This is a genomic window from Herbaspirillum sp. C7C2 (assembly GCF_022627865.1).
In the GTDB taxonomy this organism is placed as follows: Bacteria; Pseudomonadota; Gammaproteobacteria; order Burkholderiales; family Burkholderiaceae_D; genus Herbaspirillum; species Herbaspirillum frisingense.
In genome coordinates this window covers 589,751-614,633 of sequence record NZ_JABXGI010000001.1, presented here as the reverse complement: position 1 = coordinate 614,633, position 24,883 = coordinate 589,751, and the positions used below count along the sequence as shown (strand labels likewise).

The window sequence follows — 24,883 nt, the reverse complement described above, 5'->3', positions numbered from 1 at the left end:
AAGACCGAGCGCGAATCCACGTGAGCCCACTCCTTCTTCCTGCCGACGACTTCGCTGTCCCCACGACGGGACGCCGCACCACCGCAACGCTGATGCGCGCCGCACTCCATAACAAGATACGAGACACCATGCCATCCCGAGCAACCGATGCCAACCGCGCAGGCTCCAAGGGGCTGCCGGAAATCCATACCCTGCAATCAGGGCGTCAGCGTCTGCACGTGCTCCCCGCGCTGGGCGGGGCATTGGCCGGGTGGGAATGGCAGCGCGAGCGCAAGTGGCTGCCACTGCTGCGCCCCTGGAGCGCCGATCCGGCTGCGCTCTACGCGACAGCCTGCTTCCCGCTGCTGCCCTGGTCCAACCGCATTACCGGTGGCGGTTTCGATTTCAATGGCAAGCATTACCCGCTGCAGCCCAACCGCGCTGGCGAACCGTTTCCCATCCATGGCGACAGCTGGCGCCAGGCCTGGAGCATCGTGGCCCAGAGCGAGGACCGCATGACCCTGGCGCTGGACTCGGCGCGCTGCGACGGCAATCCCTATGTCTATCAGGCGCGCCAGGTGCTGACGCTGCGCGAGAATGCACTGGAGATCGAACTGCGGGTCACCAACACCGGCGAAGAGACCCTGCCCTATGGCCTGGGCCTGCATCCCTACTTCCTGCACGACGCTCATACCCGTCTGCAGTTCCGCGCACGCGGCGTATGGCTGTCCGGACCTGATCGCATCCCCACCGGTTTCAGCCGCCAGTTGCCGGCCGGCTGGGACTACAACCGCCCGGCGCTGTTGCAGGGCGGCCTGATCGATAACTGCTTCGAGGGCTGGGACGGCCTGGCCATGATCGAAGACCCCACCCGCGGCCTGCGCCTGCAGATGCACACCACTGACCGCAGCGGTTACGTGCTGATGTTCCGGCCCAATGGCCTGCCGTACTTCTGCCTGGAGCCGGTGACCCATCCCATCGATGCCTTCCACCAGCCCAACCAGCCCGGCCTGATCGCGCTGGCCCCGGGCGAAGACATGGTGCTGCTGACCCGCTTCACGGTCTGCGACATCGCCCAGGAACAGGCACGCAGCGAAACGAACCATACCAGCCTGGCGCGCTGACGCCCGGCACCGAACATGACGACCCACCAAGATATCCAAACAGACTGCGCCCTGATCGCCCTCGACTGGGGTACTTCCTCGCTGCGCTGCTACCGCTTCGACCGCAACGGCCAGGTGATCGAGCGCCGCGCTCATCCCTGGGGCATCATGAACCTGCCCGCCGTGGAGCATGGTGAGGACGCTCACGCGCCCTACCGCGTCGCGCTGCAAGCCGCCTGCGGCGACTGGCTGGAGGCTGCACCGCAGGCGCCGCTGATTGCCGCCGGCATGGTCGGCAGCAAGCAGGGCTGGCGCGAAGCCGCCTACCTGAACGTGCCGCTCTCGCCCGACCTGATCGGCAGCAAGCTGACCGAGGTCGATACCGGCCTGGGCCGTCCGCTGTGGATCGTGCCGGGCCTGCTGCAGGCCTCGACCCTGCCCAACGTGATGCGCGGCGAGGAAACCCAGGTCATCGGCGCCCTGCAGACACGCCATGAGCGCGAGCTGCTGATCGGCCTGCCTGGCACCCATTCGAAGTGGGTGCGCGTGGTCGCTGGCCGCATCGAGCATTTCGACACCTTCATGACCGGCGAGGTCTACGGCGCCCTGTGCGCCCACACCATCCTCGGTCGCACCATGCACAAGCCCGATGCCGCCGATGATGCCGCCTTCCTGCGTGGGGCGCGCGTGGCGCTGGGGCCGGAAGGCAAGAGCGGTGTGCTCTCCAACATCTTCAGCAGCCGCACCCTCGGGCTGACCGGCGAACTGGCAGCCGAGGCGCAGCCGGACTACCTGTCGGGCCTATTGATCGGCCATGAACTGGCCGCCCTGAAAACCCTGTACCCGGCCCAAGCGCCGGCCATCGTCCTGATCGGCGACGCCGGTCTGTGCCGCCGCTACCAGCTCGCGCTGGACCTGTTCGGTCTGGGACCGGTCAGCCAGGCCGACGCCGCTACCGAAGTCGGGCTGTGGGTGCTGGCACGCCACGCCGGACTGGTCGCCTGAGGCCTAGGTCGTCACCATCAACCGCATCACGGAAGAAAACATGCAACTCCAGACCCAACGATTCAACGACGCCCTGCGCAACACCGGCATGATCGCCATCCTGCGCGGCGTGCGTAATGCCGAGGCCGAAGCCATCGGCGCGGCCCTCTATGACAGCGGCTTTCGCATCATCGAAGTACCGCTCAATTCGCCCGACCCGCTGGTGAGCATCAGCGCCCTGCGCAAGAGCCTGCCGGCCGACTGCATCGTCGGCGCCGGCACGGTCCTCAAGCCCGCGCAGGTACAGCAGGTCAAGGATGCCGGTGGCGAACTGATCGTCATGCCCCACAGCGATGGCGCCGTCATCCGCGCAGCCCGCGATGCCGGCCTCTACAGCGCACCGGGTGTGGCCACCGTGACCGAGGCCTTTGCCGCCCTGGACAACGGTGCCGACGTCCTCAAGATGTTCCCGGCCGAACAGCTCGGCCCCCAGGTGGTCAAGGCCTGGCGTGCCGTCATCTCGCGCGACATCGCGCTGCTGCCGGTGGGCGGCATCACGCCCGAGGGCATGGCGGTGTTCCGCGCAGCCGGTGCATCGGGCTTCGGCCTGGGCTCGGCCTTGTACACCCCCGGCCTGTCGGCCGAGGAAGTGCGCCAGCGCGCCGTCGCCTTCGTCACCGCTTGGAAGGCGCTGGGCTGAGAGCGCGCCTGCCGGCCCTGGACATTCATCGTTGCAACCGATCGCAAACCGATCATTTTTCACCTGAACAGATTAAACGCATAACCGGACAGAACAATGAAAATCACCAAGATCACCACCTTCATCGTGCCGCCGCGCTGGTGCTTCCTCAAGATCGAGACTGACGAAGGCATCGTCGGCTGGGGCGAGCCCATCGTCGAAGGTCGCGCCCATAGCGTCTCGGCCGCCGTGGACGAACTGGCCGACTACCTGATCGGCAAGGACCCGCGCAATATCGAAGACCACTGGACAGTGCTCTATCGCGGTGGTTTCTACCGTGGCGGCGCCATCCACATGAGCGCCCTGGCCGGCATCGACCAGGCCCTGTGGGATATCAAGGGCAAGGCCCTGGGTGTACCGGTACACCAGTTGCTGGGTGGCGCGGTGCGTGACTCCATCCGCGTGTATTCCTGGATCGGCGGCGACCGGCCGGCCGATACGGCTGCGGCGGCCAAGAACGCTGTGGCACGCGGCTTCACCGCCGTGAAGATGAACGGTACCGAAGAACTGCAATTCATCGACAGCCACGACAAGATCGAACTGACCCTGGCCAACGTCCAGGCCGTGCGCGAAGCGGTCGGCCCCAACGTGGGCATCGGCGTGGACTTCCACGGCCGCGTACACAAGCCCATGGCCAAGGTATTGATCAAGGAACTGGAGCCGTACAAGCTGATGTTCATCGAAGAGCCGGTGCTGTCGGAGAACTACGAGGCCCTGAAGGAAATCGCCCACCTGACCTCGACCCCGATCGCCCTGGGTGAACGCCTGTATTCGCGCTGGGACTTCAAGCGCATCCTCTCCGAGGGTTACGTGGACATCATCCAGCCCGATGTTTCGCACGCCGGCGGCATCACCGAGACCCGCAAGATCGCCATGATGGCCGAGGCCTACGACGTGGCGCTGGCGCTGCACTGCCCGCTGGGCCCGATCGCCCTGGCCTCCTGCCTGCAGGTGGACGCCGGCAGCTACAACGCCTTCATCCAGGAACAGAGCCTGGGCATCCACTACAACGAAAGCAATGACCTGCTGGACTACATCCGCGACAAGAACGTGTTCGCCTATGAAGACGGCTACGTCAAGATCCCGCAAGGCCCGGGCCTGGGCATCGAGATCAACGAAGAATATGTCCGTCAGCGCGCCGAAGTCGGCCACCGCTGGCGCAACCCTATCTGGCGCCACAAGGACGGCAGCTTTGCCGAGTGGTAATAAGCCAAAACCTCCTCCTCGGTAGTCCCTCAGCCCGGTCCCAGCGCAAGCTGGCCGGGCTTTTTTTCGGTCGTCCACCTGCCGACCGGATGACATCGGCTGGCATGGGTGGGCTGATTCATCTGTCTGATCGATGGACTTGATCTAAATATTCCATTTAACAGATGAATCAAATACTGGCAAAGTCACGCTTTTTGATTTTTCCTGCAGGTTCTTCATGACGCCCGGCACCTCTCCCCGCTCCACTTCCCCTGCCGAATCCGTCCGCATCCGTAACGCCACCCGCGCCACGATGGCGCAGTTCTTCGTCAACGGCGCCACCTTCGCCACCTGGGGCGTGCTGATTCCCTCGGTGAAGGAGCGTTTCGCGCTGTCTGACGCGGTGCTGTCGCTGGCCATGCTGGCCGTGGCCGGGGGCGCGCTGCTGACCATGGGCCAGTCCGGCAAGTGGATCGCGCGCGTCGGTAGCGCCCGTGCCCTGCGCCAGGTCGGCATCCTGTATGCGGCCACGCTGTTGCTGATCCCGCTGGCACCCCAGTTCTGGATGCTGGTGGCGCTGCTGCTGGTGTTCGGCAGCGCCATGGCCGCCTTCGATGTGGCCATGTCGGTACAGGCCGCACTGGTGGAGGGCCAGCGCACGCGGCCCATCATGTCCACCCTGCACGCCATGTTCAGCATCGGCGGCATCGCCGGCTCGGCGCTGGGTGCCCTGCCCGGGCTGTCGCCGCTGGCCCATGCGGCGCTGGTCGGGGCCGGCACGCTGGCGGTGGCCTTGTCCATCGGCCCCTTCGCCCTGCCCGACGCCACGCATGACGAGGCCGGCGGCGCAAGCGGAACCGATGGCCGGGCGCGCCGCATGGTACTGGTGCTGGGTGGCATCGCCTTCCTGGCGCTGGTATGCGAAGGAGGCATGTATGACTGGGCGGCGGTGTACATGCGCGACGTGGCGCAGTCGCCGGCAGCCTGGGTCAGCTACAGCTATGCGGCATTTTCCACCGGCATGGCGGCCGGACGGCTGACCGGCGACCGCATCCGTGCCCGCATCGGCGGCCTGCGCACCCTGGCCTGGAGCGGTGCGGCCGGTGCCGCCGGCATCGCCCTGGCGGCGGCCTGGCCGGTACCCCTGGCCACCATGGCCGGGCTGCTGCTGGCGGGCCTGGGCATTGCCAACCTGATGCCGATCTTCTTCCTGGCTGCGGCCCGGGTACCGGGCATGGCGGCCGCCGAGAGCATTGCCGCCGTGGCGCGCTTCGCCTATGTGGGTATGCTGCTGGGGCCGGTCTTCATCGGTGGCGTGGCCGAACATCTGGGCTTGCGGGTCAGCTTCGTGGGCGTATCGCTGGTGATGGTGGTGGTCGCACTGTTCGGCGGCAAGGCGGTACGGCGTTTCATCTGAGGGGCTGCCCGGCCGGCATGCTAAGGTGGCGGTCCCTGCCGGCTGGCGCGGGGCACCATCGCGATGTGCTGCCCGCCTTACCGGCCTACCCATTGCCACTGAATCAGGATGACGCAAACCATGAGCCCCGCCCCTGCTGCATTAAGGATCGACAACATCGAATTCAACGTCACCGACATCGCCCGCAGCAAGACTTTCTACGGCAGCGTATTCGGCTGGACCTTCACCGACTACGGCCCGACCTACACCGAATTCAGCGACGGCCGCCTCAAGGGTGGCTTCACCACCGGCGAAGCGGTGCGCCCGGGCGGCCCGCTGGTGATCCTCTACGGTGACGACCTGGATGCCATCCAGGACCGCTTGCTGGCGGCCGGTGCCACCATCACCCGCCCCACCTTCTCCTTCCCGGGCGGCAGGCGCTTCCATTTCAGCGACCTGGATGGTTATGAGCTGGCGGTCTGGTGCGCCGGATAAATTCCCTGCAGCGGTAGCGTTCAGGTACCACGAAGTGCGGGCAGGAAAGGTCGGTCAAGTCACGCCCGCCCCTGCTCCCGCGCCTGTTCCATCAGTAATTCGAGAAACGCCGCCGGTGCTGCGTCGAGCACCGGTGCGCCATTGCGGGCGGCACCCTTGTGGGTGACCACCAGCTCCCAGCACAGCTCCACGCCGCGCAGGTTGACCGTGGCCAGCTTGCCCCGGCGCGAGCGCACCACGTCGCGCGGCAACAGGGCCACGCCCAGTCCGTGTACGACCAGGTCCAGCAAGGTCACCAGATCGCTGACCTCGAAGGCCAGGCGGCGCCGCAGGCCGGCTTCGGCAAAGCCGCGATCCACCAGGGCCCGCGTACCCAGGCCGGTCTCGAAATCGACGAAATCCTCGCCGGCCAGTTGTTCCAGTGTCACCGAGCGCGCCTTGGCCAGGCGATGGGTCGGGGTGCAGGCCAGCACCAGGTCTTCGCAGGCGATGATATGGCTCTGCAGGCCTTCGCCGCTTTCTTCGATGGGCAGGACGGCCAGGTCCAGCTGGCGCGAAGCCACCTTCTCGTTCAACTCGCCCGCCGCGCCCTGGCACAGCCGGACCTCCACGGCAGGATGACGACGATGGAAGCGTGCCAGAACGGCCGGCAGGTCGACGAAGGAAGGCAGGCTCTGCACCGTGCCGATGGACAGGCGGCCGCGTCGCATGGCATTGACATCGGCCACATCGGTGGCGCCCTGCTCCAGCGCACCCAATGCGCGCCGGGCGCTGTCGAGGAAGGCTTCGCCGGCCGCAGTCAGTTCGACCCGGCGCGTGGTGCGCACGAACAGCGGTGCGGCCAGTTCCTCTTCCAGCAGGCGGATGGAAGACGACAGCGCCGATTGCACGATATGGCAGCGCGAAGCGGCCCGGGTAAAACTCTTTTCTTCCGCCAGCGCCACGAATTGGCGCAGTTGCCTCAGTTCCATATGGCCTCTGGTGAAAATCCTGTTGAGAAAATCTGCTGTTGAGAGAATCTGGTTTATCTGTGAAATGGATGGATCAAGTACAAACTATCGATTTTACCCATAAGTGAATGAGGCCAGGCCGGGGGTCGAAAATACCCATTACTTGTCGAAAAATCCCGACGATCGCGCAAACCGAGGCGGGCGGCGCACGAGACGGATAAAATACACGGCCGAACGACCGCCACGCAGCGCGTGGCACACCGAGATTAGACAAGCATGAGAAAAGTGAAGCTGCGCAGCGCCGCAGAAATCGCCCAGGCCCGCGTGGCCGGGCAACTGGCGGCCGAAGTGCTGCACATCGTGGCCGAGCACGTCCGGGCCGGGGTGAGTACCGATGAACTGGACCGCATCTGCCACGACCATATCGTCAACGTGCAAAAGGCCACGCCGGCCAATGTGGGCTATCACGGTTTCCCCAAGACCATCTGCAGTTCCGTCAACGAAGTGATCTGCCATGGCATTCCCGGTGGCCAGGTGCTGAAGGATGGCGACATCATCAACATCGACGTGGCCGTGATCAAGGACGGCTGGTATGGCGACTGCAGCCGCATGTATTTCGTGGGTTCGCCCAATGCCACGGCGCGCAAGCTGGTCAACACCACCTATGAGGCGATGTGCGCGGGCATCCGCGCGGTACGCCCGGGCGCCACGCTCGGCGATGTCGGCCATGCCATCCAGACGGTGGCGCAGCGGGATGGTTTTTCCGTGGTACGGGAATATTGCGGCCATGGCATCGGCACCGTCTATCACGACGAACCGCAAGTGCTGCACTACGGCCAGCGCAATGCCGGCCTGCCACTCAAGGAAGGCATGATCTTCACCATCGAACCGATGTTGAATGCCGGCAAGCGCCATACACAGCAACTGGACGACGGCTGGACCGTGGTGACCGCCGACGGTTCGCTGTCGGCGCAGTGGGAACACATGGTGGTGGTCACAGCCAAGGGCTATGAAATCCTCACGCCCTGGCCGGAGGGCAGCGGAGGCTACCCGGCCATTGCCACCCGCAGCTGAGATCCATCCAGGACGGCTTGCAGCCGCCCGAAAAATAAATTTTCGCGGGACTGCATCCGTTCGGGCGCCTGGTGGGTAGTACTCATGTCAGCAGGAAAAGCTGATCGTGGTACGACCCATTTCAAGAACTTACAGGAGCCCATCATGCAACATTCCATCCCGTCCATCCCCTTCTCGCGTCACCTGTCCGCCCTGCGCCCCGTCCTGGGCCGGACCGCCACCGTCGCTGCCGCCGCGGCCAGCCTCACGCTGGCGGCCTGCGCACCGATGTCGACCATGTATTCGCAGGACAGCCTGCCCGACGCCGTCAAGGTGCCGGCCGGCAACAAGGTGGTGCTGCAGACGGTGGGCGCGGGCGAAATCCTCTATGAATGCCGCCCCAAGAAGGACATGCCCGGCCAGTTCGAATGGACCTTCGTCGGCCCGGATGCGGTGTTGAAGGACCGTAGCGGCATGCAGGTCGGTCGCTACTATGGACCGCCGGCCACCTGGGAGAGCAGCGACGGCTCCAAGGTGACCGCGACCCAGGTGGCGGTGGCGCCGGCCGGCACCGGCAATATCCCGTACCAGCTGGTGAAGGCCAATCCGGCCACCGGCATGGGTGCGATGACGCAGACCACCTACATCCAGCGGGTCGCCACCCGGGGTGGCGTGGCGCCGGCCGAGGCCTGCGACATGAGCAAGGCCGGTGCCAAGCAGAAGGTGGGCTACCAGGCCGATTATATTTTCTGGAAAGCCAACTAAGTCAGGCGCTGGCCTCGCTATAATCGACGCCATCCCGGCCGGATGTTCCGGCCGGGCAACAAGCGCCCGGATCCTTTCGCGTGACAGACGCCCCTGCTTTCGCCCCTGCTTTCGACCATGAAGCCGCCCTCCTCGCCTGCGCCGCTGGTGAGCGCGGGGCATTGCAGAGGCTGTACCAGCAGGAGGGGCGCTATCTGCTGGGCGTGGCGCTGCGTATCGTACGTGACCGGGCGCTGGCCGAGGACGTGCTGCACGACGCCTTCCTCAATATCTGGACCCGCGCCGCCAGCTTCGACCCCTCGCGGGGTGCAGCGCGCGGCTGGATCTTCACGGTGGTGCGCCATACGGCGCTGAACCGCCTGCGCGCCCTGCAGCACGAGGTCAATGCCGGCGACGATCTGGAAGAACTGGCCGACTACCATGAGCCCGCCGTCCAGGCGCCCGAGTGGCAGGCCGATCTCGGCCGGCTGGAAGACTGCCTGGGGCAGTTGAGTGATGCCAAGCGCGCCAGCATCGTCTACGCCTATGTTGATGGCTGCACCCACACCGAAATCGCCGAACGCCTCAAGGCGCCACTGGGATCGGTCAAGGCATGGATCAAGCGGGGCCTGGCCGCGCTGCGGGAGTGCATCGGATGAACGAATCACACGACGAACTGCAATGGCTGGCTGGCCAGTATGTGCTGGGCACGCTGGACCTGGCACAGCGCCAGGCGGTGGAACGACGCCTGCCGCAAGAGCCTGCCCTGCGCGCCGCGGTCGATGCATGGGAAGCCAGACTGCATCCACTGACCGCACTGGCGCCGCCTGAACAACCTTCGCCGGGCCTGTGGCAGCGGATCGAACGCAGCCTGCCGATGCCGGCGCCGGTGCGCCGCCAGGGCGGCTGGCGACAATGGTGGGAGAGCGTCAATTTCTGGCGCTGGAGCACCGCTGGGGCGCTGACCTGCTCGGTCTTGCTGGCGCTGCTGGTACTGCGTGCCGAGCCGCCGGGTCCTGCACCATCCTTCATGGTGGTACTGGTCGCGCCCCAGGACAAGGCTCCGGGCTGGGTAGTCCAGACCGGCGGCAGTGGGCGCCTGAATCTGATCCCTCTGGGCGTGGCTACCATCCCGCAGGAAAAGGCCCTGCAGTTCTGGACCAAAGGCGCCAACTGGAGCGCACCGGTATCGCTGGGACTGGTCCAGCCCGGCAGGACGCAGCAGGTGGCGCTGGAGAAACTGCCCCCGCTGCAGGCCGATCAACTTTTCGAAATCACCCTGGAACCCGGCACCGGCTCGCCCACCGGACGACCGACCGGCCCCATCCTCTATATCGGACGCGCCGTGAAGGTCACGTCCTGAACCACACCGCGGACGTCACAAAAAGAGGGAATCACGGAGGAGTGACGGGGCAATGACGGGGAAATGGGGAGGAATGGCGAGAATTGAGTCCGATACGCATCAGCAGGGGGCCGGGTTCCTATCGCCGGCCGGGAAATCGAAGTGAAATCCGATTCAAAACAACAGCCTGCGAAAAAAACCAAATAAGTCATAACGGATTTAAATTAAGCTTGCGCCAGGGATAGTTATTTTTTAATCAATGAATCGCAAAGTCTTCCGTCGCGTGTCGGCATGGAAAATCCTGCTCTGGGCCTGTCTTGGCATGCTCATCGGGCTGGTCCTGGCACAGCTTGCGCTGACCGTTTCGGAGCTGCGCCACATCGACGCCTCGTCGCTGCAGGCCCTGCAGCGCGCCGAAGATGCGGCACGCGCCACGGGGGATGCGCTGCGTCGGGCCGAGGCCAGCCCGTTCCAGCATTGCTCGGACGACGACCTGGCGGTACTGCGCAATATCGCCTACGCCAACAGCTATGTGGCCGATCTCGGACGCATCGACCAGGGTATGGTGCGCTGTACCGCGCTATGGGGCCAGCTGGCTGAGCCGTTTGTGCTGCCGGAGCCGCTTTACCAGGCCGGCCGCGGCTTCAAGATCTGGCTGGGGCAGGCCATCGTGCACACTCACGCCCCCAGCAACGTGGTCGGCCTGCAGCGCAGCCTGGCCCTTACCGCACCGACCACCTTCGATCTCAATCGCTTCTATCAGGATGTCTCGCTGCGCATCACCAACGCAGACGGCACGCACGTGCTGGTTGAGCGCGAAGGCATGCGCTACAACCCGGACGGTGCCATCGGGCTGCTGCCGGGGATCGACGTGACCCACTGCAATGCCGATCTGGCACTGTGCGCACAGGCATCGGCGCGCCTGCACTGGTACCCGGTACTCTATCCGCGAGGACTCATTGCGCTGCTGGCCGGCAGCTTCGTCGCCGGCGCCCTGGCCTGCCTGCTCCACCTGCGCAGCCGGCGCCACCAGGGGGTGCTGGACCGGCTGCGGCATGGCATTGCCAACGATGAAATCGTGCTGTTGTACCAGCCCATCGTCTGCATCAACGATCTGAGCCTGAAGGGCTATGAAGCGCTTGCCCGCTGGCGCCCGGCCGATGAGCCAGAAATCGGCCCCGATATCTTCGTGCCGCTGGCGGTGCAGAATCGGCTCTGCACGGCCCTGGCCAAGGTCGTCCTCGCGCGCGCATTGCGCGAGATGCAGGAGCTGCTGCTGGCCAATCCCGATCTCATCCTGGCGATCAATACCGAAGTTGCCGACATCGAAGACGCCAACTTCATCCGCTTCGCACTGGACCTCACCGCCAACCAAGCGGCCCTGCGCCGGCAATTGCACCTGGAGGTGACCGAGCGCGCCGACATCCGCTCCGATGCCTTCACCCACAATATCGAATTGCTGAGGCGGGCCGGCTTTGCGATCTGGATCGACGACTTCGGCACGGGCAGCGCCAATCTCTCGCACCTTTCCTACGCCCGCTTCGACGGCATCAAGATCGACCGGCTGTTCACCAGTGCGCTGAGTACCGGTTCGCCGCTGCGTTCGGTGGTGCCCAACCTGCTGCGCCTGGCCGGCGAACTGGATCTGCAGGTGGTCATCGAAGGCATCGAGACCGACGAGCAACTGCAGCTCATTCGCGGCATCGCCCCCGACATCCACGCCCAGGGCTGGTTGTTCAGCAAGGCGCTGGAACTGGATGAATTGCTGCAGCAGCGCCCGCCGGAAGCCGCCAACGAACTGGGACTGGCGGCCTGACCGCCCGCGGCGCTCACCACGGCGGGCTATAGGGCATAGGGCGCCAGAGCCCGCCTGACCAGTGTTCTGGCGTCGCCATCATCCTTCAATCCCAGTTGCCGTGCGCGACAGTCATCGAGCACGGGATATCTGCCGAAGATCGCTTCCACCCCTTCCTGCGGTGCATAGCGCACCAGCGCATGGCCGTCCACGCCATACAGCGTCGACAGCGTGTCCACCAGTTCGCCCATGGAGAGCCGCAGCACCGGCAAGGCCCAGCAGCGTTCGCGATGACCTTCGGTATCCAGCGTCGGATCCATGGTGGCGGCATGCAGCAGATTCCCGGCGCAACACTGCGCCGACATCCACCAGGCGGTAGCCTGCGGGCCGACCGGCAGCGTCACCGGGGCGCCGGCAGCCAGTGCATGCAGCAGTTCGCTCATGAAGGCCGAGACCAGTCCGGAGGCGGCGCGGGGGCGTGCCACGATACCCGGCAGCCGCAAGGAACGACCATCGAGCTGGCCGCGACGCGTGGCATCGGCCAGCAGGATTTCGCAGGCGCGCTTGTGGGCGCCATAGACCAGTGCCGGCTGCGCGGGCGTGGACGGGGTGACCGGGTCGGGCAAGGGTGTGCCATAGACGGCGATGGTGCTGGCATACACCACCACCGGCGCAGCGCCCGCTGCCGGCCTGGTCGCCAGCACCTCAAACAGGTCGAGGGTGGCCTCCAGGTTGACGCGACGGCTCAATGCGGGATCCGCCTCGGCCGCCCCGCCGGGCACAGCGGCCAGGTGAAAGCAGAGATCGGCGCCGAAACGGGAGATGCGCTCCAGCACCGCAGCATCCTGCAGCTCGCCTTCGATGCGCACGATGTCAGCCGACGTGGGCGGCAAGTGCCGATCCATGGCGGCCAGCTGCGTGATGCGCTGCGCCCCGATCTGCCCCACCTGCTGCAGCAGTTGCATCAGGGTCGCGCCGATGAAACCGCCGGCACCGGTGACCAATACCTTCATGGCGCCTGCACCACGCGCTGCTGCAGGATGCCGAAGGGACCTTCACGGCCGTCGGCGTAGCGGGCCTGCATGCGTACCTCGTCACCGAAGCGCATGAAACCGGTGCGGATCTCGCCCAGGTCGATCTTTTCGATCACGCGGCGCTCGGCGATGCAGGCGGAGCCAGCGGCGCGCGCCACATTGGAGACAGTACCCGAACCGATGATGCAGCCAGCGGTGAGGCGACGACTGTGCGCGGCATGCGCGATCAGCTCGCCGAAGGAGAAATTCATCTCGCCGCCATGTGGCTCGCCGAAGTCCACGCCATTCCATTGCACCTGCAGATGCATCTGCACCCTGCCGTCGCGCCATGCCTCACCCAGTTCGTCGGGGGTGACCGCGATGGGTGCGAAGGCGGTGGAAGGCTTGGCCTGCAGGAAGCCGAAGCCGGTCTTCATCTCATGCGGGCCCAGCGCGCGCAGGCTCCAGTCGTTGAGCTGCAGTACCAGGCGCACGGCCTGCTGCGCCTGTTGCGGGCTGGCGCCCATGGCCACCGGACCGACCACCACACCGAACTCGCCTTCGAAATCGATGCCGTCGGATTCCGAACACAGGGGTACATCCTGATGCGGGCCAAGGAAGTCATCACTGGCGCCCTGGTACATCACCGGCACCGTATCGAAATGCGGGATCGGGGGCGTCTTGAAGGCTTCTTCCATCAGCCTGCCGTGGTTGAGGAAGGCCGAGGCATCCAGCCATTGCGGCGCGCGCGGCAGTGGCGCCATGCACTGCCGGGGGTCGAAGGCGATGGCCCCTTCCACCTGACCTTCGTTGAGGGCCCGGTAACACGCTTCCAGGGGCGCACGCACGTCTTCCCAGCGCGCCATGGCATCGATCAGGGTGGCAGCGATCTGCGGCACCGGCAGGGCTCTGCGCCCATCCCGCGCCACCAGGACCAGGGTGCCGTCGGCGCTGCCGTCATGCAGGGTGGCAAACTTCATGGCTTATCCCCCCGACCGAGTTGCGCGGCGATGGCCGGGTCATAGCGGCCATCCACCAGAATGAAGAGCATGCGGCAAGGCTTGCCCGAGCGATTGGCCCAGGCATGGTTGGTGCCACGCTGCACGACCACGCTGCCGGGCTTGAGGTCGACTTCGCCACGCTCCAGCACCAGCGTCATCTCTCCTTCGATGACGATGCCATAGTCCACCGATTCGGTCCGGTGCATCAATGGATGGGGGGAGTCGGCCTGCACGGTGGAGGCAGCGGCTTCGCCGATCTGGCTGAAGGCGTCGTGCATCCTGCTGCTGGCGCTGGCCAGGAATTCTTCGGTGTCGGGAGGAATATCGACGAAGCGCATGCGCGTGCCATGCGCCGGGGGCGAGAGCACCAGAGCGCCCAGGGTGGGATCAGGGCCGTTGTCCACGGACACGGGCGTGGCGCCGGTGCTCCAGACTTCATGGAACAGCGTGCCGGGAATGGCGGCCACTTCCACCACCGTCGGTAGCGGACCCTCGCTGCTGACGATGGAATGGCCTTGCGCATCGTGGCCGGTGACCACGCGGTAGATGGGAGGAAAATTCATCCGGGTTCCTTCAGGAAGCGTCAAAGATCGCCACCGCCCGTGTCCAGCCGGCGCTGGCGCCCCGGATCTTGTGCGGGAAGCAGCTGATGGTGAAACCGTGTGGTGGCAGGGCTTCCAGGTTGTGCAACTTTTCCAGATGGCAGTAGCCGATGTCGCGACCGGCCTTGTGGCCTTCCCAGATCAGGGACTTGTCGCCGGTCTCGGCCACCCGCTGGGCGGTGTAGGAAAACGGTGCATCCCAGCTCCAGGCATCGGTGCCGGTCAGGCGCACGCCACGTTCGAGCAGGTACATGGTGGCTTCATAGCCCATGCCGCAACCGGCGCCGAGATAGTCGCGATGACCATAGCGCGATCCGGCGCGGGTGTTGACCACCACGATGTCCAGCGGCTGCAGCACATGACCGATGCGCTTGAGTTCGGCTTCGACGTCGGCGGCGCTGGCGACGTAGCCATCCGGGAAGTGGCGAAAGTCCAGCTTCACACCCGGCTGGAAACACCATTCCAGCGGCACTTCATCGATGGTGATCGAAGGACGTGCACCGCCATTCTTGGCATCCTGGGTGGAATGGAAGTGCCAGGGTGCATCCAGGTGGGTGCCGTTGTGGGTGGTCAGGGTGACCCATTCGGCCGCTGCCGCCTCGCCATCGGGATAATCCTCGGGCCGGGTGCCGGGCAGCATGGCCATGAATTCGGGCAAGGTGTCGGCATGCTTCTGGTAGGTGATCTTGGGCGCCAGCGGCGGTGGATCGGAGAGCACGTCGTTTTCGAGGTAGATGGACAGGTCGACGAAACGATGTCGGCGACGCGTCTGCAGGGATGCGGTCATGCCAGGGCCTCCTGGGGTTGGATGGCGGCTGCGCGCGGCAGCCGCGAGAAACAGAACGATGCAGCCACGCCCAGCACCACGGCCACCGGGCCCAGGCTGGCGTAGCTCCAGCCCTGCACCAGCGTGCCGCCGAGGATGGGGCCAATGGCCGCGCCCGTCATCAGCATGGCGGGGGTGGCGGCCATGGCGCGGCCACTGCGGTCCAGCCGGGCCATGAGGCCGAAGGCGAAGGTGTGGGTAAAGATCATCACGGCGGCAAATACCGAGGCGGCAGCGGCATAGGGCAGGAAGTGCGCCGACGACATGATCACCACCACCAGCAGCGCCTGGACCAGTGGGCCGGCCATCAGCACGCTGCGGGCGGGCAGGCGTTTTTCCAGCAAGGCCGCCAGCGGTGCCGGCAAGAGATTGACGAAGCCCAGCGCGATGAGTACGCCGGTCACCGCCTGCAGGCCGAAGCCACGATCACTGCCGACACGTTCCAGGAAACTGAAGGTCATGGATTGCACCAGACCCATGCAGGCGATGCCGGCGATACCAAACCAGACCTGACGTGGCACCGGCTGCCGGGGAGCGGCGACGCGCGCCGTGCCGTCCGTCTCGGCACGCGGAAAAGCCAGGGCACAGGCCAGCGCGCCCACGGCCATCACGCCGGCGAAGAGATAGAACAGCGCAGGACCACCCAGGCTGGCGATGATCGGCGGCGCACTGCCCAGGAACACGATGGCGAACACGCCCAGCGCGATACCCACCAGCGCAAAGCCGCGATGCGGATTGCTGCCGCGCGCGAGGGTGCCATGCGTGACACTCAGGGATAGCCCGGTCGTGACGCCGCACACCGCATGCAGCAAGGCCAGCAGCAGGTAGTGCTGGGTCTGAGCAGCCACGGTGAACAGCAGCGCCGAGAGCGCGAAGCCGATGGCCGCCTTCCAGCGCGCGGTATCCGGATCGAAGCGCGGTGCCAGCCAGGCGCTGGCCAACACGGCGCCACCCAGGAACAACGAGGCCAGCAGGCCGGCCTGGCGGGGATCGAAGTGGTAGTGCGCCACCAGCGTGCCGACCCAGACCGGCAAGGCAACCAGGTCGATCATGCCGGCGCAGTGCGCCAGCATCAGCGCAGCCAGGGCGCGCTTGGAATAGGTCGTGATCATCTTGTCTCCTCGCGTCATACGCAGATTGCAAAGCCGTTCATGGTTTCTATTTTTTATGGTGATGGTGGCAGTCAGATGGGTTGCACCAGTGCCGCGTGTGATTCGCGCATGATGCGGGAGTGCTCGTCCTTGTCGCCGCCCTCCACCTCGATCTCGCCCAGCCGTGCCGAGTTCTCCACCACCATGCGGCAACGCTCCCAGCGACGTTCTTCGAAGGCCGACAAGGCCAGCGGCACGCTGACGTTGCGTGCCAGTTCGTCGGCCAGCACCAGGGCATCCTCGATGCCGATGCAGGCGCCCGAGGCCAGGTGCGGCGTGGTGGCATGTACGGCATCGCCGATCAGCACCACGCGTCCCTGATACCAGGGACGCGGCAGCAGCAGGCCTTCCAGCGGACGGAAGATGATGCGGGCGCGGTCATCGAGCTGGTCGCGGATGGTCTTGAGCGCCGGGGCGCTGAAGTCTTCCAGCAAGCCGCGCAGGCGCGCCACGAAGGTGGATGGATCGATGTGGTCGTTGACCGGACGTGGCTCGGTCACGAAGAGGTACATCTCGTCCCGGGAGACCGGATTGACGCCGGGCTTGATACGCGGGCCCATCCACATGGTGCAGGTATGGATCTCGGCCGGGCGCGGCAGGATGGCGCGCCACACGGCCTGGCCGCTGTAGCGCGGCTTGGGCGCGTCGGGAAAGAGCTGGGCGCGCAGTTTGGAGTACAGGCCATCGGCGCCGATCACCAGGTCGTAGCGGCGGGTCTGGCCATCGGTGAATTCCACCTCGACCTGGTCGCCCTGCTCACGCAGGGCGGTGAAGGTGCAACCCAGGCGGACATCGGCACCCGCCGCGCGGGTGGCATCGGCCAGGATGCGCGCCAGTACCGGGCGCAGGATGGCACCGCCACCCGGTACATCGGGTGCTGCCAGGCGCGGCGTGGGCAGCTCGGCGATCTGCGGGCCGTGCGGCAGGCACAGGCGCACGCCATCACCGGCCGCGCCTTCGCGCAGGAAGGCCTCCAGTACGCCCAGTTGCTTGAGTGCACGCAGGGTGGCGGGGCCCAGACTGATGCCGGCGCCATAGTTGCGCCACTGGGCATCGAGCTCCACCAGATCGACCTGGGCGCCACGGCGGCACAGATCGATGGCGGCGGACATGCCGGAAAAGCCGCCGCCGATGATGAGGATGCGTTGGGCTGCGAGTGTCATGGTGTCTCCTGAATCTTTTTCTTGATGAGTTAAACGTGATCGTCGCTGGCCAGGTGCAGACCACCGTCGTCATCGATACGCAGCGCGACCGGTGTGAGCGTGTCGCCCAGGCAGGGACCGAGCGTGCACAGTCCGGTGAGTGGATCGAACAGTGCGCCATGGGCGGCACAGACTACGTGCTGCCCGCTGGCGTCGAGATAGGCATCGCGCCGCCACGGCAGCGGTGTGCCGTGATGCGGACAGCGGTCGCGCCAGGCGCGCACCTGCTCGCCCCGGCGCAGCAGGAAGATGGTGGCCTGCCCCGCCCCGTCGGTATCGAAACCGCGGGCGCCGTCCTCGGGCAATTGCGTGACGTGACACAGGTACATGGCCGTCTCTCCCGGTGGGGTCAGTGTGCGGCGCCCGGCGGCGGCGGACCGCTGGGTGCCCATTTCTCGCGATACTGGAACAGGAACAGTTGCGAGGCATCCGCGCCCATCGGCACTTCGCGGGCGGCCCAGGCCTCATCATGCAGGTCCATGTCGGCGTCGTATTCGACGTGGCAGCCCAGCGGCGAATTGAAGTACCAGAACCAGTTGCTGCCGAAACGATGGCGGCCAGGCCCCCAGAAGCTCTGGTAACCCTTTTCGACAAAGCGGGTGCCTGCCAGCAGCACTTCGGTCGGGCCGCCCATGTGGAAGGTGAAGTGTTCGCAGCCTTTCATGAAGGGCGGGGTCTGGATCATGAAGAGGGTATGGTGGTCCTGCGTGCCGGCCGGGCGCAGGAAGGGTCCCACGCCGGTGAAGCGGTCGGTGCAGACGAAGCCCAGCCGCTGGTAGAAGGCCTCGGCCCGGGCCGCATCAGGGACGAAATACACCACGTGCGAGAGCGTACGCGGCAGGGCCGGCAGTTCCGGCGGCAGGCCCAGCTGATTGGGCGGGCGCTGCGGGTCGCCGGGCCCGTTGACGCGTTCGGCCGGCATGACCAGGGAGCGGCGTACGGTCAGCTGGAAGGCCAGCGCAAAGCCCATGTCGTCCACGCTGCGCACCACGCCGTCACGACGACTGACTTCGCGGTCGCGGCGCAATTCGGTTTCGATGGCGTCCAGGGAGGCGGCATCGGCCACCCCGTAGACGGTTTCGCGCAACAGGCTGGCGGTGCCCATGGCCGGTGGGAGGGTAGCGTCGTCGCGGGCACGCAGCACGATGGCGGTGCCATCCAGGGCTTCGAAACGGTCACCGCCGGCGTCGCTCAGGCCATAGTCGAGCAGGTACTGGCGGCAGGCGGGCAGATCGTCCACGCCAAAGACCAGGGCATCGGGTCCAATGATGTTCATGCGGATTTCCTTGTGATTCAGTCTGTGTGTCATCGGTGATCGTTCTGCCTCAGCCCCGGGTGCGACCACCCAGGGTCTCGGCCACCCAGTCGGCAATGACATGGCCGGCATTGATGGAGTTATCGAAACTGGCGTGCTGCACCCCGCCTTCGCGGTCGGTGAAGATCTTCAATTCGCGCTTGGGGCTGTTGACCAGTTGTTCGTAGGTGCGATGCGCCCACTTGAGCGGAATCTGGCTGTCCTTTTCGCCGTGGGTGACCAGGAAGGGCACACGGATCTTTTCGACCACGCCATCCAGGTGCACGTCTTCGGCGATGCGCATGAAGTCGTCGACGTCCTTGGCGCCCCACACCCAGCACACGTGCTGCCAGTAATGCGGCACGGGGAAATCGCCTTCCTTTTCCAGGCGACGCTTCTGCACGTCGCGCCAGTCGTGATTGGCGCCCCACACCACGCCGCAGGCAAAGCGCGGCTCCATGGCCACCACGCGCGGGCAGTAGTAGCCGCCCAGCGAAACGCCTTCGCAACCGATGCGTTTGGGGTCCACGTCATCGCGCTGCTCCAGCCAGTCCACCACGTGAGCCGCCCAGTGCTCGGCATCGAAGCGTGCGGTCATGCCGTGCAGGCGCAGGGCTTCGCCGGTGCCGGGCTGGTCGATCACCAAAGAGGACACGCCGCGCTCGGCCAGCCAGCCGGGCAGGCCGACCAGGTATTTCATTTCCTTGGTCGAATCCAGGCCGTTGAGCTGGACCAGCACCGGTGCCGGTCCCTGCACACCGATGGCACGGGTATAGAGGCCCGAGATCACCTGGCCTTCATAGGGGATCTCGACGCGCTGGCAGTTGTCGCCGGCCAGGGCGATGCCGCGCTGGAACACTTCGAGGAAACGCCGGTACAGTGCCAACCGGCCCGGCGCGCCGTGACCCTGCAGGCGTTCGCAGGTCAGCAGATAGCTGGCGGCGCGCTTGTACTTGGCGCCGGCCGAGAGCAGCCGGCCGCGCACTTCGTCCTCGGCGGCCAGGCTGCACAGCTTTTCTGCCATGTCCGCCCAGGTGGCGCGGAAGGCGGCCGTGCCTTCGGCGTCAGGCTGCTTGGCCGCCTCCTGCAGAGGTGCGCACATGGCTTCGATCTCGCCGATGCGCGCCCCCATCTCGATGGCAAGGTCGACGGAAAGATTCCAGACATAATTCGTCGGGAAGTAACGGAACATGGTGAAACTCCTTTGATGATGAGTGATGCTTGGGGTGGGCCGGACCCAGGTCCTCAGTGCGGGCCGCCCAGCCACAACGGCATGGCGAAGTTGATCCAGATGGCATCGCTCTTGGCCGTGTTGGCGGCGTACAGACCGCGCTGGACATTCATGTTGATGCTGAAGGGACCGGCGTTATAGGCGACGGTCGGGCCCATGGCGAAGCTGCGCATGCGATTGCCAGGGATGTCGCTGCCGTTCTGGCGGTCGTCGGTGAACTGGTTCAGGTAGGAACCGGTCACGCCGACCTTCCACTTCCCGAAGTTCCAGCCGCCGATGAAATCGGCCACGTAGGCGGTGCCGGAGCGGTAATTGGTATCGCTGTTCTTGTCATTGAAGAGCAGGCGGTTGGAGATGCCCAGGTCCAGTCCATCGGGATCGTTGTGGCGTATCGCCAGCACCGGCTGGTACGAGGTATAGCCCACTGCCACGCTGGGGCGGGCGGGATTGTAGGAGCCGGTCTTGAGTGCGAAGTCGAACCCGAACGTGACATTGGTGTGGGCCGCCACATCCCAGCGCAGCAGCAGCGGCGTGACGGTGACGTTGGACAGGCCATTGTGGTTCTCGCCGTGGCCGGCCACTTCGGTATGCAGCGACACCACCGGCAGCACCAGCTGCGAATACACCTTGGCGCCGAGCCATTCCACGCCATAGGAGGCCAGCAGACGCGTGGTGGCCGAGAAGGCTTGGGACTTGAAGGGGATGGGCAGCTTGTTGCCCTTGTTGTCGTACAGACCGTCGGCACTGCTGTAATTGAATTGCTCCACCGCAAACAGGCCCGGGATGGGTGGCAGCGCGGCGATGTATTCACTGGTGGACCCGGTGGGGAATGGCGAGATGCCACCTTCAAACGCTTGTGCGGACTGCATGGCCGCCGTGCCCAGCATGCCCAGGACGGCGCATGTGGCCAGCCGCTGGACTGGTACGTATCCTCTCTTCACTTCTGTCTCCTTGTCTCCTACCCTGCCTGGCTTGTTGTCTCGCCATCGCGGCGTCTTTTCGGGGCCAGGCCAAAAGCGGCGCGCAGAGGGCGCCGCCGGCTTGCCGTGCCGGCCCTTTCTTCGATCTGCGGGGGCCGTGCAGCGGATGAGGGAAGCTTAAGTTCGAGCTTGATATTGATCAAATGGATTGTTTTGATTCATGATATGGGCGGCATCAATACATGACCGCGCCCGCACACCCCGTGTACAGAAGGCCGGCACGCCAGAACAACGGAGACACGCCCATGCGCTTCAACAAGCTCGACCTCAACCTGCTGGTCGCCCTGGATGCCTTGCTGACCGAACTGAGCATCAGCCGCGCCGCCGAGAAGATTCACCTGAGCCAGTCGGCCATGAGCAATGCGCTGGCACGCCTGCGCGAATATTTCGACGATGAATTGCTGATCCAGGTCGGGCGCCGCATGGAGGCCACGCCACGGGCCGAAGTGCTGCGCGACGCGGTCAATGATGTCCTGCGGCGCATCGAGGGTTCGATCGCCGCCAAGCCGGCTTTCGTGCCGGAGCAATCACAACGGGAATTCCGCATCTCGGTCTCGGACTTCAGCCTGAGTGTGCTGGTGCCGCGGGTGATGGCGCGTGCCTACGCCGAGGGGCCGGGCATCCGCTTTGCGCTGATGCCGCAGGTGCAAGACCCGCCCCGCTCTCTGGACCGTGCCGAGGTCGATCTGCTGATCCTGCCGCAGGAATTCTGCACGCCCGACCACCCCGCCGAAGAAGTCTTTCGCGAACGCCACGTGTGCGTGGTCTGGCGCGACAGCCCGCTGGCCGACGGCGAACTGACGCTGGAACGCTACATGAACGCGGGCCACGTGGTGATGGTGCCGCCGGGCGCCAATGCCTCGTCGGTGGAAGCGTGGATGACCAACAAGCTGGGCTTTGCCAGGCGCGTGGAAGTCACCAGTTTCAGCTTTGCCTCTGCGGTGGCGCTGGTGCAGGGTACGGACCGGATTGCCACCGTGCACGGCCGCCTGGCGCGCAAGCTGGCGCCGCAATGGCCGGTGGTGATCAAGGAGAGTCCGTTGCCGCTGGCGGAGATGCATCAGATGATGCAGTGGCACCGCTATCGCACCAATGATCCGGGCATCGAGTGGCTGCGGCGGATATTCCTGGAAAGCGCGCGGGAGATGGATGCTGTACCGACCTTAGCGACCTGAGCGACCTGAGCGGCCTGAGCGGCCTGACTCGCTGCAGTGTCAAGCGGCCCTGATCCTGCAGAAGAGGTCGGCGATATAAATCGTATAAAAAATATTCGCCATCGGACCAGAACAGGGTCAACAGGCTCAAGAAAAAAAGCCCTGCCGCCCGGGGGCGACAGAGCTTTTGTGCAGGCTTGGGCGCTGCGCCTGACGGCGCAAGCGGGTGAGGTCAGAAATCGACCTGCGCCGACAGCACCAGCGTGCGGCCGGACGAGGTACCCACATAGCCGTTCTGCATCAGCCAGTAGTTCTTGTCGAACAGGTTTTCGATATTGGCGCGGTAGGTCACGACCTGCCCTGCCGCCTTGGTGATGTAGCGGGCACCGATATCAACGCGGGTCCAGCCCGGCACCTTGAGCGTGTTTTCATTGCTGTACCACATCGAACCGGTGCGGGTCACGCGGGTATTGAGCGCCAGGCCTTGCAGCCAGGGCGCGTCCCAGTCCAGCCCGAGGTTGAAGTTGCTGCTGGGGATGGCGCCGACATCCTTGCCGTCGTTGGTGCCATTGTCGGTGTGGTATTGCTTGGCGTCGAAGAAGGTGCCGCTGGCATTGAAGCGCAGGCCGCGCTGCAGTTCGCCATAGGCCGCCAGTTCCAGGCCGCGCACGCGGTTGCGACCATCCTGGGTGGTGGTGTTGATGCCATTGACGAGGGTGGTGCTGGAATTGGCCTGCTCGATCTGGAACACCGCGGCAGTGGTGGTCACACGGCCCCAGTCGATCTTGGCACCGGTCTCGATCTGCTTGGATTTGTACGGCGGGAACAGCTGGTTGGGATTGCCGTCGGTGGCTGAGGTGAAGCCGCCGGCGCTGAGGGCTGCCGTGTAGTTGGCGTAGAGGGAGACACTCTCCATCGGCTTGACCACCACGCCCAGCACCGGGGAAATGGCGGTCTTGTTGGAGGTCTGGGTATCGTCAACCAGGCTGTGCGAATAGACCTGCTGGCGCCGCAGTCCGCCGATCAGGCGCAGGCGGTCATCGGCCAGCGACAGGGTATCGGTCAGGGCCACGCTGGTCAGGCGCACCTGGCTTTGCGGCGTGGGCTGGCCGCGGCTGCCGGTGACGGTGGGCAGGGCCACCGGGTGATACAGGTTGGAGGTGACGCTGCTGGGTTCGGAGAGGTAGAAATAATCGGTCTGCTGGTTCAGCATGTTCACGCCCAGCATCAGGGTGTGCTTGATGCCGCCGGTATTGAAGCGCGCCCGCATGCCGACATCGGCAGAGGTGGAGGTCACCTGCTGGTCGTAATAGCCGTTGTACAGGGTAGCCGTGTCGCCGCGTGCATTGAGGATGGTGGCGCCGGGCCAGCTCTGGGCGGAACTGGCGACGTGGTAGCCGACTGCGCCATAGGCGGTCAGCTGGTCGTTGATGTCGTATTCCAGACGGGTGGTGGCGGCCTTGTCGTCCGATTGCAGCGTGGTGCCGGGATACAGATTGGTCTTGCCCGAGGGCGCGTCCGGCATGACCAGGCTGCTGATGCTGAATTGCGGGCGGAAGTTGCGGGCATCTTCATGCTGGGTATAGGCGTCCAGGCTCCAGCGCACACGACCGCCGTTGTAGTCCAGTCCGACCGACCCCATGCTCTGCTGTTGATTGCTGCCGGACAGGCCGGTATTGCCGTCGGCATAGAGTGCATTGACGCGCACGCCCCACTCCTGGTTTTCACCGAAGCGGCGGCCGAGGTCGGCCTTGAGACCGAACTGCGAATTGGACAGATAGGTGGCCGTCACGCTGGAAATGGGGTCTTCATGGGCGCGTTTGGGAATCAGGTTGACCGCGCCGCCGACGCCGCCGGCTGGCCCCATGCCATACATCAGGGTGCCCGGACCTTTGAGTACTTCGATGCGCTCGACCATGGAGATGGGCATGCGGGTCAGGGGCACCATGCCATACAGGCCATTGAAGGCAACATCGTTGGCCGACATGGTGAAGCCACGGATCTGGTAGCTGTCGCCGAAACCACCGTTGCCATTGGTGTTGCGCACCGAGGCGTCGTTGGCGATGACGTCGCCGATGGCGCGCGCCTGCACGTCTTCGATGCCTTGCGAGGTGTAGTTGGTGGTGCTGAACGGCGTATCCATGACGCTGGCAGTGCCGAGCACGCCCAGGCTGCCACCCCGCGCCACCAGGCCGCCGGCATAGGGGGCGGTGGGGTCGGCGCTTTCGGTGATGGTCACGGTGGGCAGGACGGCATTGGCGTTGCTACCCACGGTGGGGGCCAGCAGCGTGTAGCCACCATCGGCATTCTTGACGGCCTGCAGGCTGGAGCCGCTCAACAGGGCGGCGAAGCCCTCGTCCACGGTGTAGCGCCCGGACAGGCCGGCACTCTGGCGTTCGCGGGTCACGGCGGGGTCGAACGAGAGCAGCACGCCGGCACGGCGCGCAAAGCTGTTCAAGACCTGGTTCAGCGGGCCGGCAGGCAGATCATAGGCCTGGCGCTGGGCGTCACTGGCCTGGGCCTGGACGGTGGCCATGGGCGTTGCCAGGGCAGCCAGTACGGCCAGCCTGGAGAGGGTCGGACGGGAGGGGAAACGGATCGTTGTTTTCATGTCGGTCTACGGTGATGGGCGAGCTTGCTATCAGGTAAACCGAACGAGCCGCA

Annotated in this window: 24 protein-coding genes; 12 read left to right on the top strand and 12 right to left on the bottom strand. The window is 65.4% G+C overall.

Translation table 11 applies throughout. The annotated features are described in order from the left end of the window. Positions 1-128: 128 nt before the first annotated feature. The 6 genes from HWE04_RS02845 (at position 129) to HWE04_RS02820 (ending at position 5,881) form a co-directional block, all read left to right on the top strand. Positions 129-1,103 carry an aldose 1-epimerase gene (locus HWE04_RS02845; protein WP_077236652.1) on the top strand — a complete coding sequence of 325 codons (975 nt, stop codon included), beginning with the start codon at positions 129-131 and terminating at the stop codon, positions 1,101-1,103. A gap of 15 nt (positions 1,104-1,118) precedes the next feature. Beyond that, the gene (locus tag HWE04_RS02840) at positions 1,119-2,087 is read left to right on the top strand and encodes a 2-dehydro-3-deoxygalactonokinase (protein WP_006713077.1); all 969 of its coding nucleotides are present in this window, start codon (positions 1,119-1,121) and stop codon (positions 2,085-2,087) included. Between the two features lie 40 nt (positions 2,088-2,127). After that, positions 2,128-2,766, top strand: a complete 639-nt coding sequence (locus tag HWE04_RS02835) for a 2-dehydro-3-deoxy-6-phosphogalactonate aldolase (protein ID WP_234295610.1) — start codon at positions 2,128-2,130, stop codon at positions 2,764-2,766. A 96-nt stretch (positions 2,767-2,862) separates the two neighbouring features. Then, the gene (dgoD, locus tag HWE04_RS02830) at positions 2,863-4,011 is read left to right on the top strand and encodes a galactonate dehydratase (RefSeq protein WP_077236655.1); all 1,149 of its coding nucleotides are present in this window, start codon (positions 2,863-2,865) and stop codon (positions 4,009-4,011) included. Between the two features lie 217 nt (positions 4,012-4,228). Next, positions 4,229-5,407 carry an MFS transporter gene (locus HWE04_RS02825; protein ID WP_241811425.1) on the top strand — a complete coding sequence of 393 codons (1,179 nt, stop codon included), beginning with the start codon at positions 4,229-4,231 and terminating at the stop codon, positions 5,405-5,407. Between the two features lie 120 nt (positions 5,408-5,527). Further along, complete coding sequence (locus tag HWE04_RS02820; RefSeq protein ID WP_006713084.1) at positions 5,528-5,881, top strand: VOC family protein; 354 nt, start codon at positions 5,528-5,530, stop codon at positions 5,879-5,881. Between the two features lie 59 nt (positions 5,882-5,940). Here the strand turns inward: HWE04_RS02820 and HWE04_RS02815 are convergent, their stop codons facing one another. After that, positions 5,941-6,852 carry a LysR family transcriptional regulator gene (locus HWE04_RS02815; protein WP_006713087.1) on the bottom strand — a complete coding sequence of 304 codons (912 nt, stop codon included), beginning with the start codon at positions 6,850-6,852 and terminating at the stop codon, positions 5,941-5,943. 255 nt (positions 6,853-7,107) lie between these two features. Between HWE04_RS02815 and map the strand changes: the two genes are divergently transcribed. The 5 genes from map (at position 7,108) to HWE04_RS02790 (ending at position 11,786) form a co-directional block, all read left to right on the top strand. Beyond that, the gene (gene map / locus HWE04_RS02810) at positions 7,108-7,905 is read left to right on the top strand and encodes a type I methionyl aminopeptidase (RefSeq protein ID WP_006713089.1); all 798 of its coding nucleotides are present in this window, start codon (positions 7,108-7,110) and stop codon (positions 7,903-7,905) included. Positions 7,906-8,172: 267 nt separating this feature from the next. Beyond that, positions 8,173-8,649 carry a DUF3455 domain-containing protein gene (locus tag HWE04_RS02805; protein WP_233207608.1) on the top strand — a complete coding sequence of 159 codons (477 nt, stop codon included), beginning with the start codon at positions 8,173-8,175 and terminating at the stop codon, positions 8,647-8,649. Between the two features lie 80 nt (positions 8,650-8,729). Beyond that, positions 8,730-9,287: a sigma-70 family RNA polymerase sigma factor gene (locus HWE04_RS02800; protein ID WP_241811424.1), complete on the top strand. Its 558-nt coding sequence runs from the start codon at positions 8,730-8,732 to the stop codon at positions 9,285-9,287. Continuing rightward, positions 9,284-9,991 (top strand): anti-sigma factor, encoded by a 708-nt coding sequence (locus HWE04_RS02795; protein ID WP_077236660.1) that lies wholly within the window; start codon positions 9,284-9,286, stop codon positions 9,989-9,991. The genes HWE04_RS02800 and HWE04_RS02795 overlap by 4 nt, the downstream gene beginning before the upstream one ends. A gap of 238 nt (positions 9,992-10,229) precedes the next feature. Continuing rightward, positions 10,230-11,786, top strand: coding sequence for an EAL domain-containing protein (locus HWE04_RS02790; RefSeq protein ID WP_241811423.1), 1,557 nt, complete (start codon positions 10,230-10,232; stop codon positions 11,784-11,786). A gap of 26 nt (positions 11,787-11,812) precedes the next feature. Here the strand turns inward: HWE04_RS02790 and HWE04_RS02785 are convergent, their stop codons facing one another. The 10 genes from HWE04_RS02785 to HWE04_RS02740 form a co-directional block, all read right to left on the bottom strand. Beyond that, positions 11,813-12,778 carry an NAD-dependent epimerase/dehydratase family protein gene (locus tag HWE04_RS02785; RefSeq protein ID WP_241811422.1) on the bottom strand — a complete coding sequence of 322 codons (966 nt, stop codon included), beginning with the start codon at positions 12,776-12,778 and terminating at the stop codon, positions 11,813-11,815. Beyond that, positions 12,775-13,758 (bottom strand): fumarylacetoacetate hydrolase family protein, encoded by a 984-nt coding sequence (locus tag HWE04_RS02780; protein ID WP_241811421.1) that lies wholly within the window; start codon positions 13,756-13,758, stop codon positions 12,775-12,777. The genes HWE04_RS02785 and HWE04_RS02780 overlap by 4 nt, the downstream gene beginning before the upstream one ends. After that, a complete protein-coding gene (locus tag HWE04_RS02775; protein ID WP_234295601.1) occupies positions 13,755-14,342 on the bottom strand; it encodes a cupin domain-containing protein in 588 nt (195 codons plus the stop codon). Before HWE04_RS02775 ends, HWE04_RS02780 begins: the two co-directional genes overlap by 4 nt. 10 nt (positions 14,343-14,352) lie before the next feature. Then, the gene (locus HWE04_RS02770) at positions 14,353-15,168 is read right to left on the bottom strand and encodes a cyclase family protein (protein WP_241811420.1); all 816 of its coding nucleotides are present in this window, start codon (positions 15,166-15,168) and stop codon (positions 14,353-14,355) included. After that, complete coding sequence (locus HWE04_RS02765; protein ID WP_241811419.1) at positions 15,165-16,319, bottom strand: MFS transporter; 1,155 nt, start codon at positions 16,317-16,319, stop codon at positions 15,165-15,167. Before HWE04_RS02765 ends, HWE04_RS02770 begins: the two co-directional genes overlap by 4 nt. Before the next feature lie 71 nt (positions 16,320-16,390). Continuing rightward, positions 16,391-17,521, bottom strand: a complete 1,131-nt coding sequence (locus HWE04_RS02760; RefSeq protein WP_241811418.1) for an FAD-dependent oxidoreductase — start codon at positions 17,519-17,521, stop codon at positions 16,391-16,393. A 29-nt stretch (positions 17,522-17,550) separates the two neighbouring features. Next, positions 17,551-17,889, bottom strand: a complete 339-nt coding sequence (locus HWE04_RS02755; RefSeq protein ID WP_006713107.1) for a Rieske (2Fe-2S) protein — start codon at positions 17,887-17,889, stop codon at positions 17,551-17,553. 20 nt (positions 17,890-17,909) lie between these two features. Then, positions 17,910-18,836 carry a VOC family protein gene (locus HWE04_RS02750; RefSeq protein WP_241811417.1) on the bottom strand — a complete coding sequence of 309 codons (927 nt, stop codon included), beginning with the start codon at positions 18,834-18,836 and terminating at the stop codon, positions 17,910-17,912. Positions 18,837-18,885: 49 nt separating this feature from the next. After that, on the bottom strand, positions 18,886-20,046 hold the full coding sequence (locus tag HWE04_RS02745; protein WP_077236670.1) for an alpha/beta hydrolase family protein: 1,161 nt from the start codon (positions 20,044-20,046) through the stop codon (positions 18,886-18,888). 53 nt (positions 20,047-20,099) lie between these two features. Continuing rightward, complete coding sequence (locus tag HWE04_RS02740) at positions 20,100-20,972, bottom strand: SphA family protein (RefSeq protein WP_241811539.1); 873 nt, start codon at positions 20,970-20,972, stop codon at positions 20,100-20,102. 338 nt (positions 20,973-21,310) lie between these two features. On the opposite strand from HWE04_RS02740, the gene HWE04_RS02735 reads away from it, so the two are divergent. Beyond that, positions 21,311-22,240 carry a LysR family transcriptional regulator gene (locus HWE04_RS02735; protein WP_241811416.1) on the top strand — a complete coding sequence of 310 codons (930 nt, stop codon included), beginning with the start codon at positions 21,311-21,313 and terminating at the stop codon, positions 22,238-22,240. Positions 22,241-22,451: 211 nt separating this feature from the next. Here HWE04_RS02735 and HWE04_RS02730 read toward each other — a convergent pair whose 3' ends face one another. Beyond that, positions 22,452-24,830, bottom strand: a complete 2,379-nt coding sequence (locus HWE04_RS02730) for a TonB-dependent receptor (protein WP_241811415.1) — start codon at positions 24,828-24,830, stop codon at positions 22,452-22,454. Between the last annotated feature and the right edge of the window lie 53 nt (positions 24,831-24,883).

Coding starts and splice junctions, on each gene's coding strand:
- HWE04_RS02805 (WP_233207608.1), top strand. CDS start 8,173: ATGTCGACCATGTATTCGCAGGACAGCCTGCCCGACGCCGTCAAGGTG.
- HWE04_RS02760 (WP_241811418.1), bottom strand. CDS start 17,521: ATGACACTCGCAGCCCAACGCATCCTCATCATCGGCGGCGGCTTTTCC.
- HWE04_RS02770 (WP_241811420.1), bottom strand. CDS start 15,168: ATGACCGCATCCCTGCAGACGCGTCGCCGACATCGTTTCGTCGACCTG.
- HWE04_RS02780 (WP_241811421.1), bottom strand. CDS start 13,758: ATGAAGTTTGCCACCCTGCATGACGGCAGCGCCGACGGCACCCTGGTC.
- HWE04_RS02730 (WP_241811415.1), bottom strand. CDS start 24,830: ATGAAAACAACGATCCGTTTCCCCTCCCGTCCGACCCTCTCCAGGCTG.
- HWE04_RS02815 (WP_006713087.1), bottom strand. CDS start 6,852: ATGGAACTGAGGCAACTGCGCCAATTCGTGGCGCTGGCGGAAGAAAAG.
- HWE04_RS02735 (WP_241811416.1), top strand. CDS start 21,311: ATGCGCTTCAACAAGCTCGACCTCAACCTGCTGGTCGCCCTGGATGCC.
- HWE04_RS02750 (WP_241811417.1), bottom strand. CDS start 18,836: ATGAACATCATTGGACCCGATGCCCTGGTCTTTGGCGTGGACGATCTG.
- HWE04_RS02825 (WP_241811425.1), top strand. CDS start 4,229: ATGACGCCCGGCACCTCTCCCCGCTCCACTTCCCCTGCCGAATCCGTC.
- map (WP_006713089.1), top strand. CDS start 7,108: ATGAGAAAAGTGAAGCTGCGCAGCGCCGCAGAAATCGCCCAGGCCCGC.
- HWE04_RS02840 (WP_006713077.1), top strand. CDS start 1,119: ATGACGACCCACCAAGATATCCAAACAGACTGCGCCCTGATCGCCCTC.
- HWE04_RS02785 (WP_241811422.1), bottom strand. CDS start 12,778: ATGAAGGTATTGGTCACCGGTGCCGGCGGTTTCATCGGCGCGACCCTG.
- HWE04_RS02740 (WP_241811539.1), bottom strand. CDS start 20,972: ATGCTGGGCACGGCGGCCATGCAGTCCGCACAAGCGTTTGAAGGTGGC.
- HWE04_RS02745 (WP_077236670.1), bottom strand. CDS start 20,046: ATGTTCCGTTACTTCCCGACGAATTATGTCTGGAATCTTTCCGTCGAC.
- HWE04_RS02835 (WP_234295610.1), top strand. CDS start 2,128: ATGCAACTCCAGACCCAACGATTCAACGACGCCCTGCGCAACACCGGC.
- HWE04_RS02820 (WP_006713084.1), top strand. CDS start 5,528: ATGAGCCCCGCCCCTGCTGCATTAAGGATCGACAACATCGAATTCAAC.
- HWE04_RS02775 (WP_234295601.1), bottom strand. CDS start 14,342: ATGAATTTTCCTCCCATCTACCGCGTGGTCACCGGCCACGATGCGCAA.
- HWE04_RS02765 (WP_241811419.1), bottom strand. CDS start 16,319: ATGATCACGACCTATTCCAAGCGCGCCCTGGCTGCGCTGATGCTGGCG.
- HWE04_RS02845 (WP_077236652.1), top strand. CDS start 129: ATGCCATCCCGAGCAACCGATGCCAACCGCGCAGGCTCCAAGGGGCTG.
- dgoD (WP_077236655.1), top strand. CDS start 2,863: ATGAAAATCACCAAGATCACCACCTTCATCGTGCCGCCGCGCTGGTGC.
- HWE04_RS02795 (WP_077236660.1), top strand. CDS start 9,284: ATGAACGAATCACACGACGAACTGCAATGGCTGGCTGGCCAGTATGTG.
- HWE04_RS02755 (WP_006713107.1), bottom strand. CDS start 17,889: ATGTACCTGTGTCACGTCACGCAATTGCCCGAGGACGGCGCCCGCGGT.
- HWE04_RS02790 (WP_241811423.1), top strand. CDS start 10,230: ATGAATCGCAAAGTCTTCCGTCGCGTGTCGGCATGGAAAATCCTGCTC.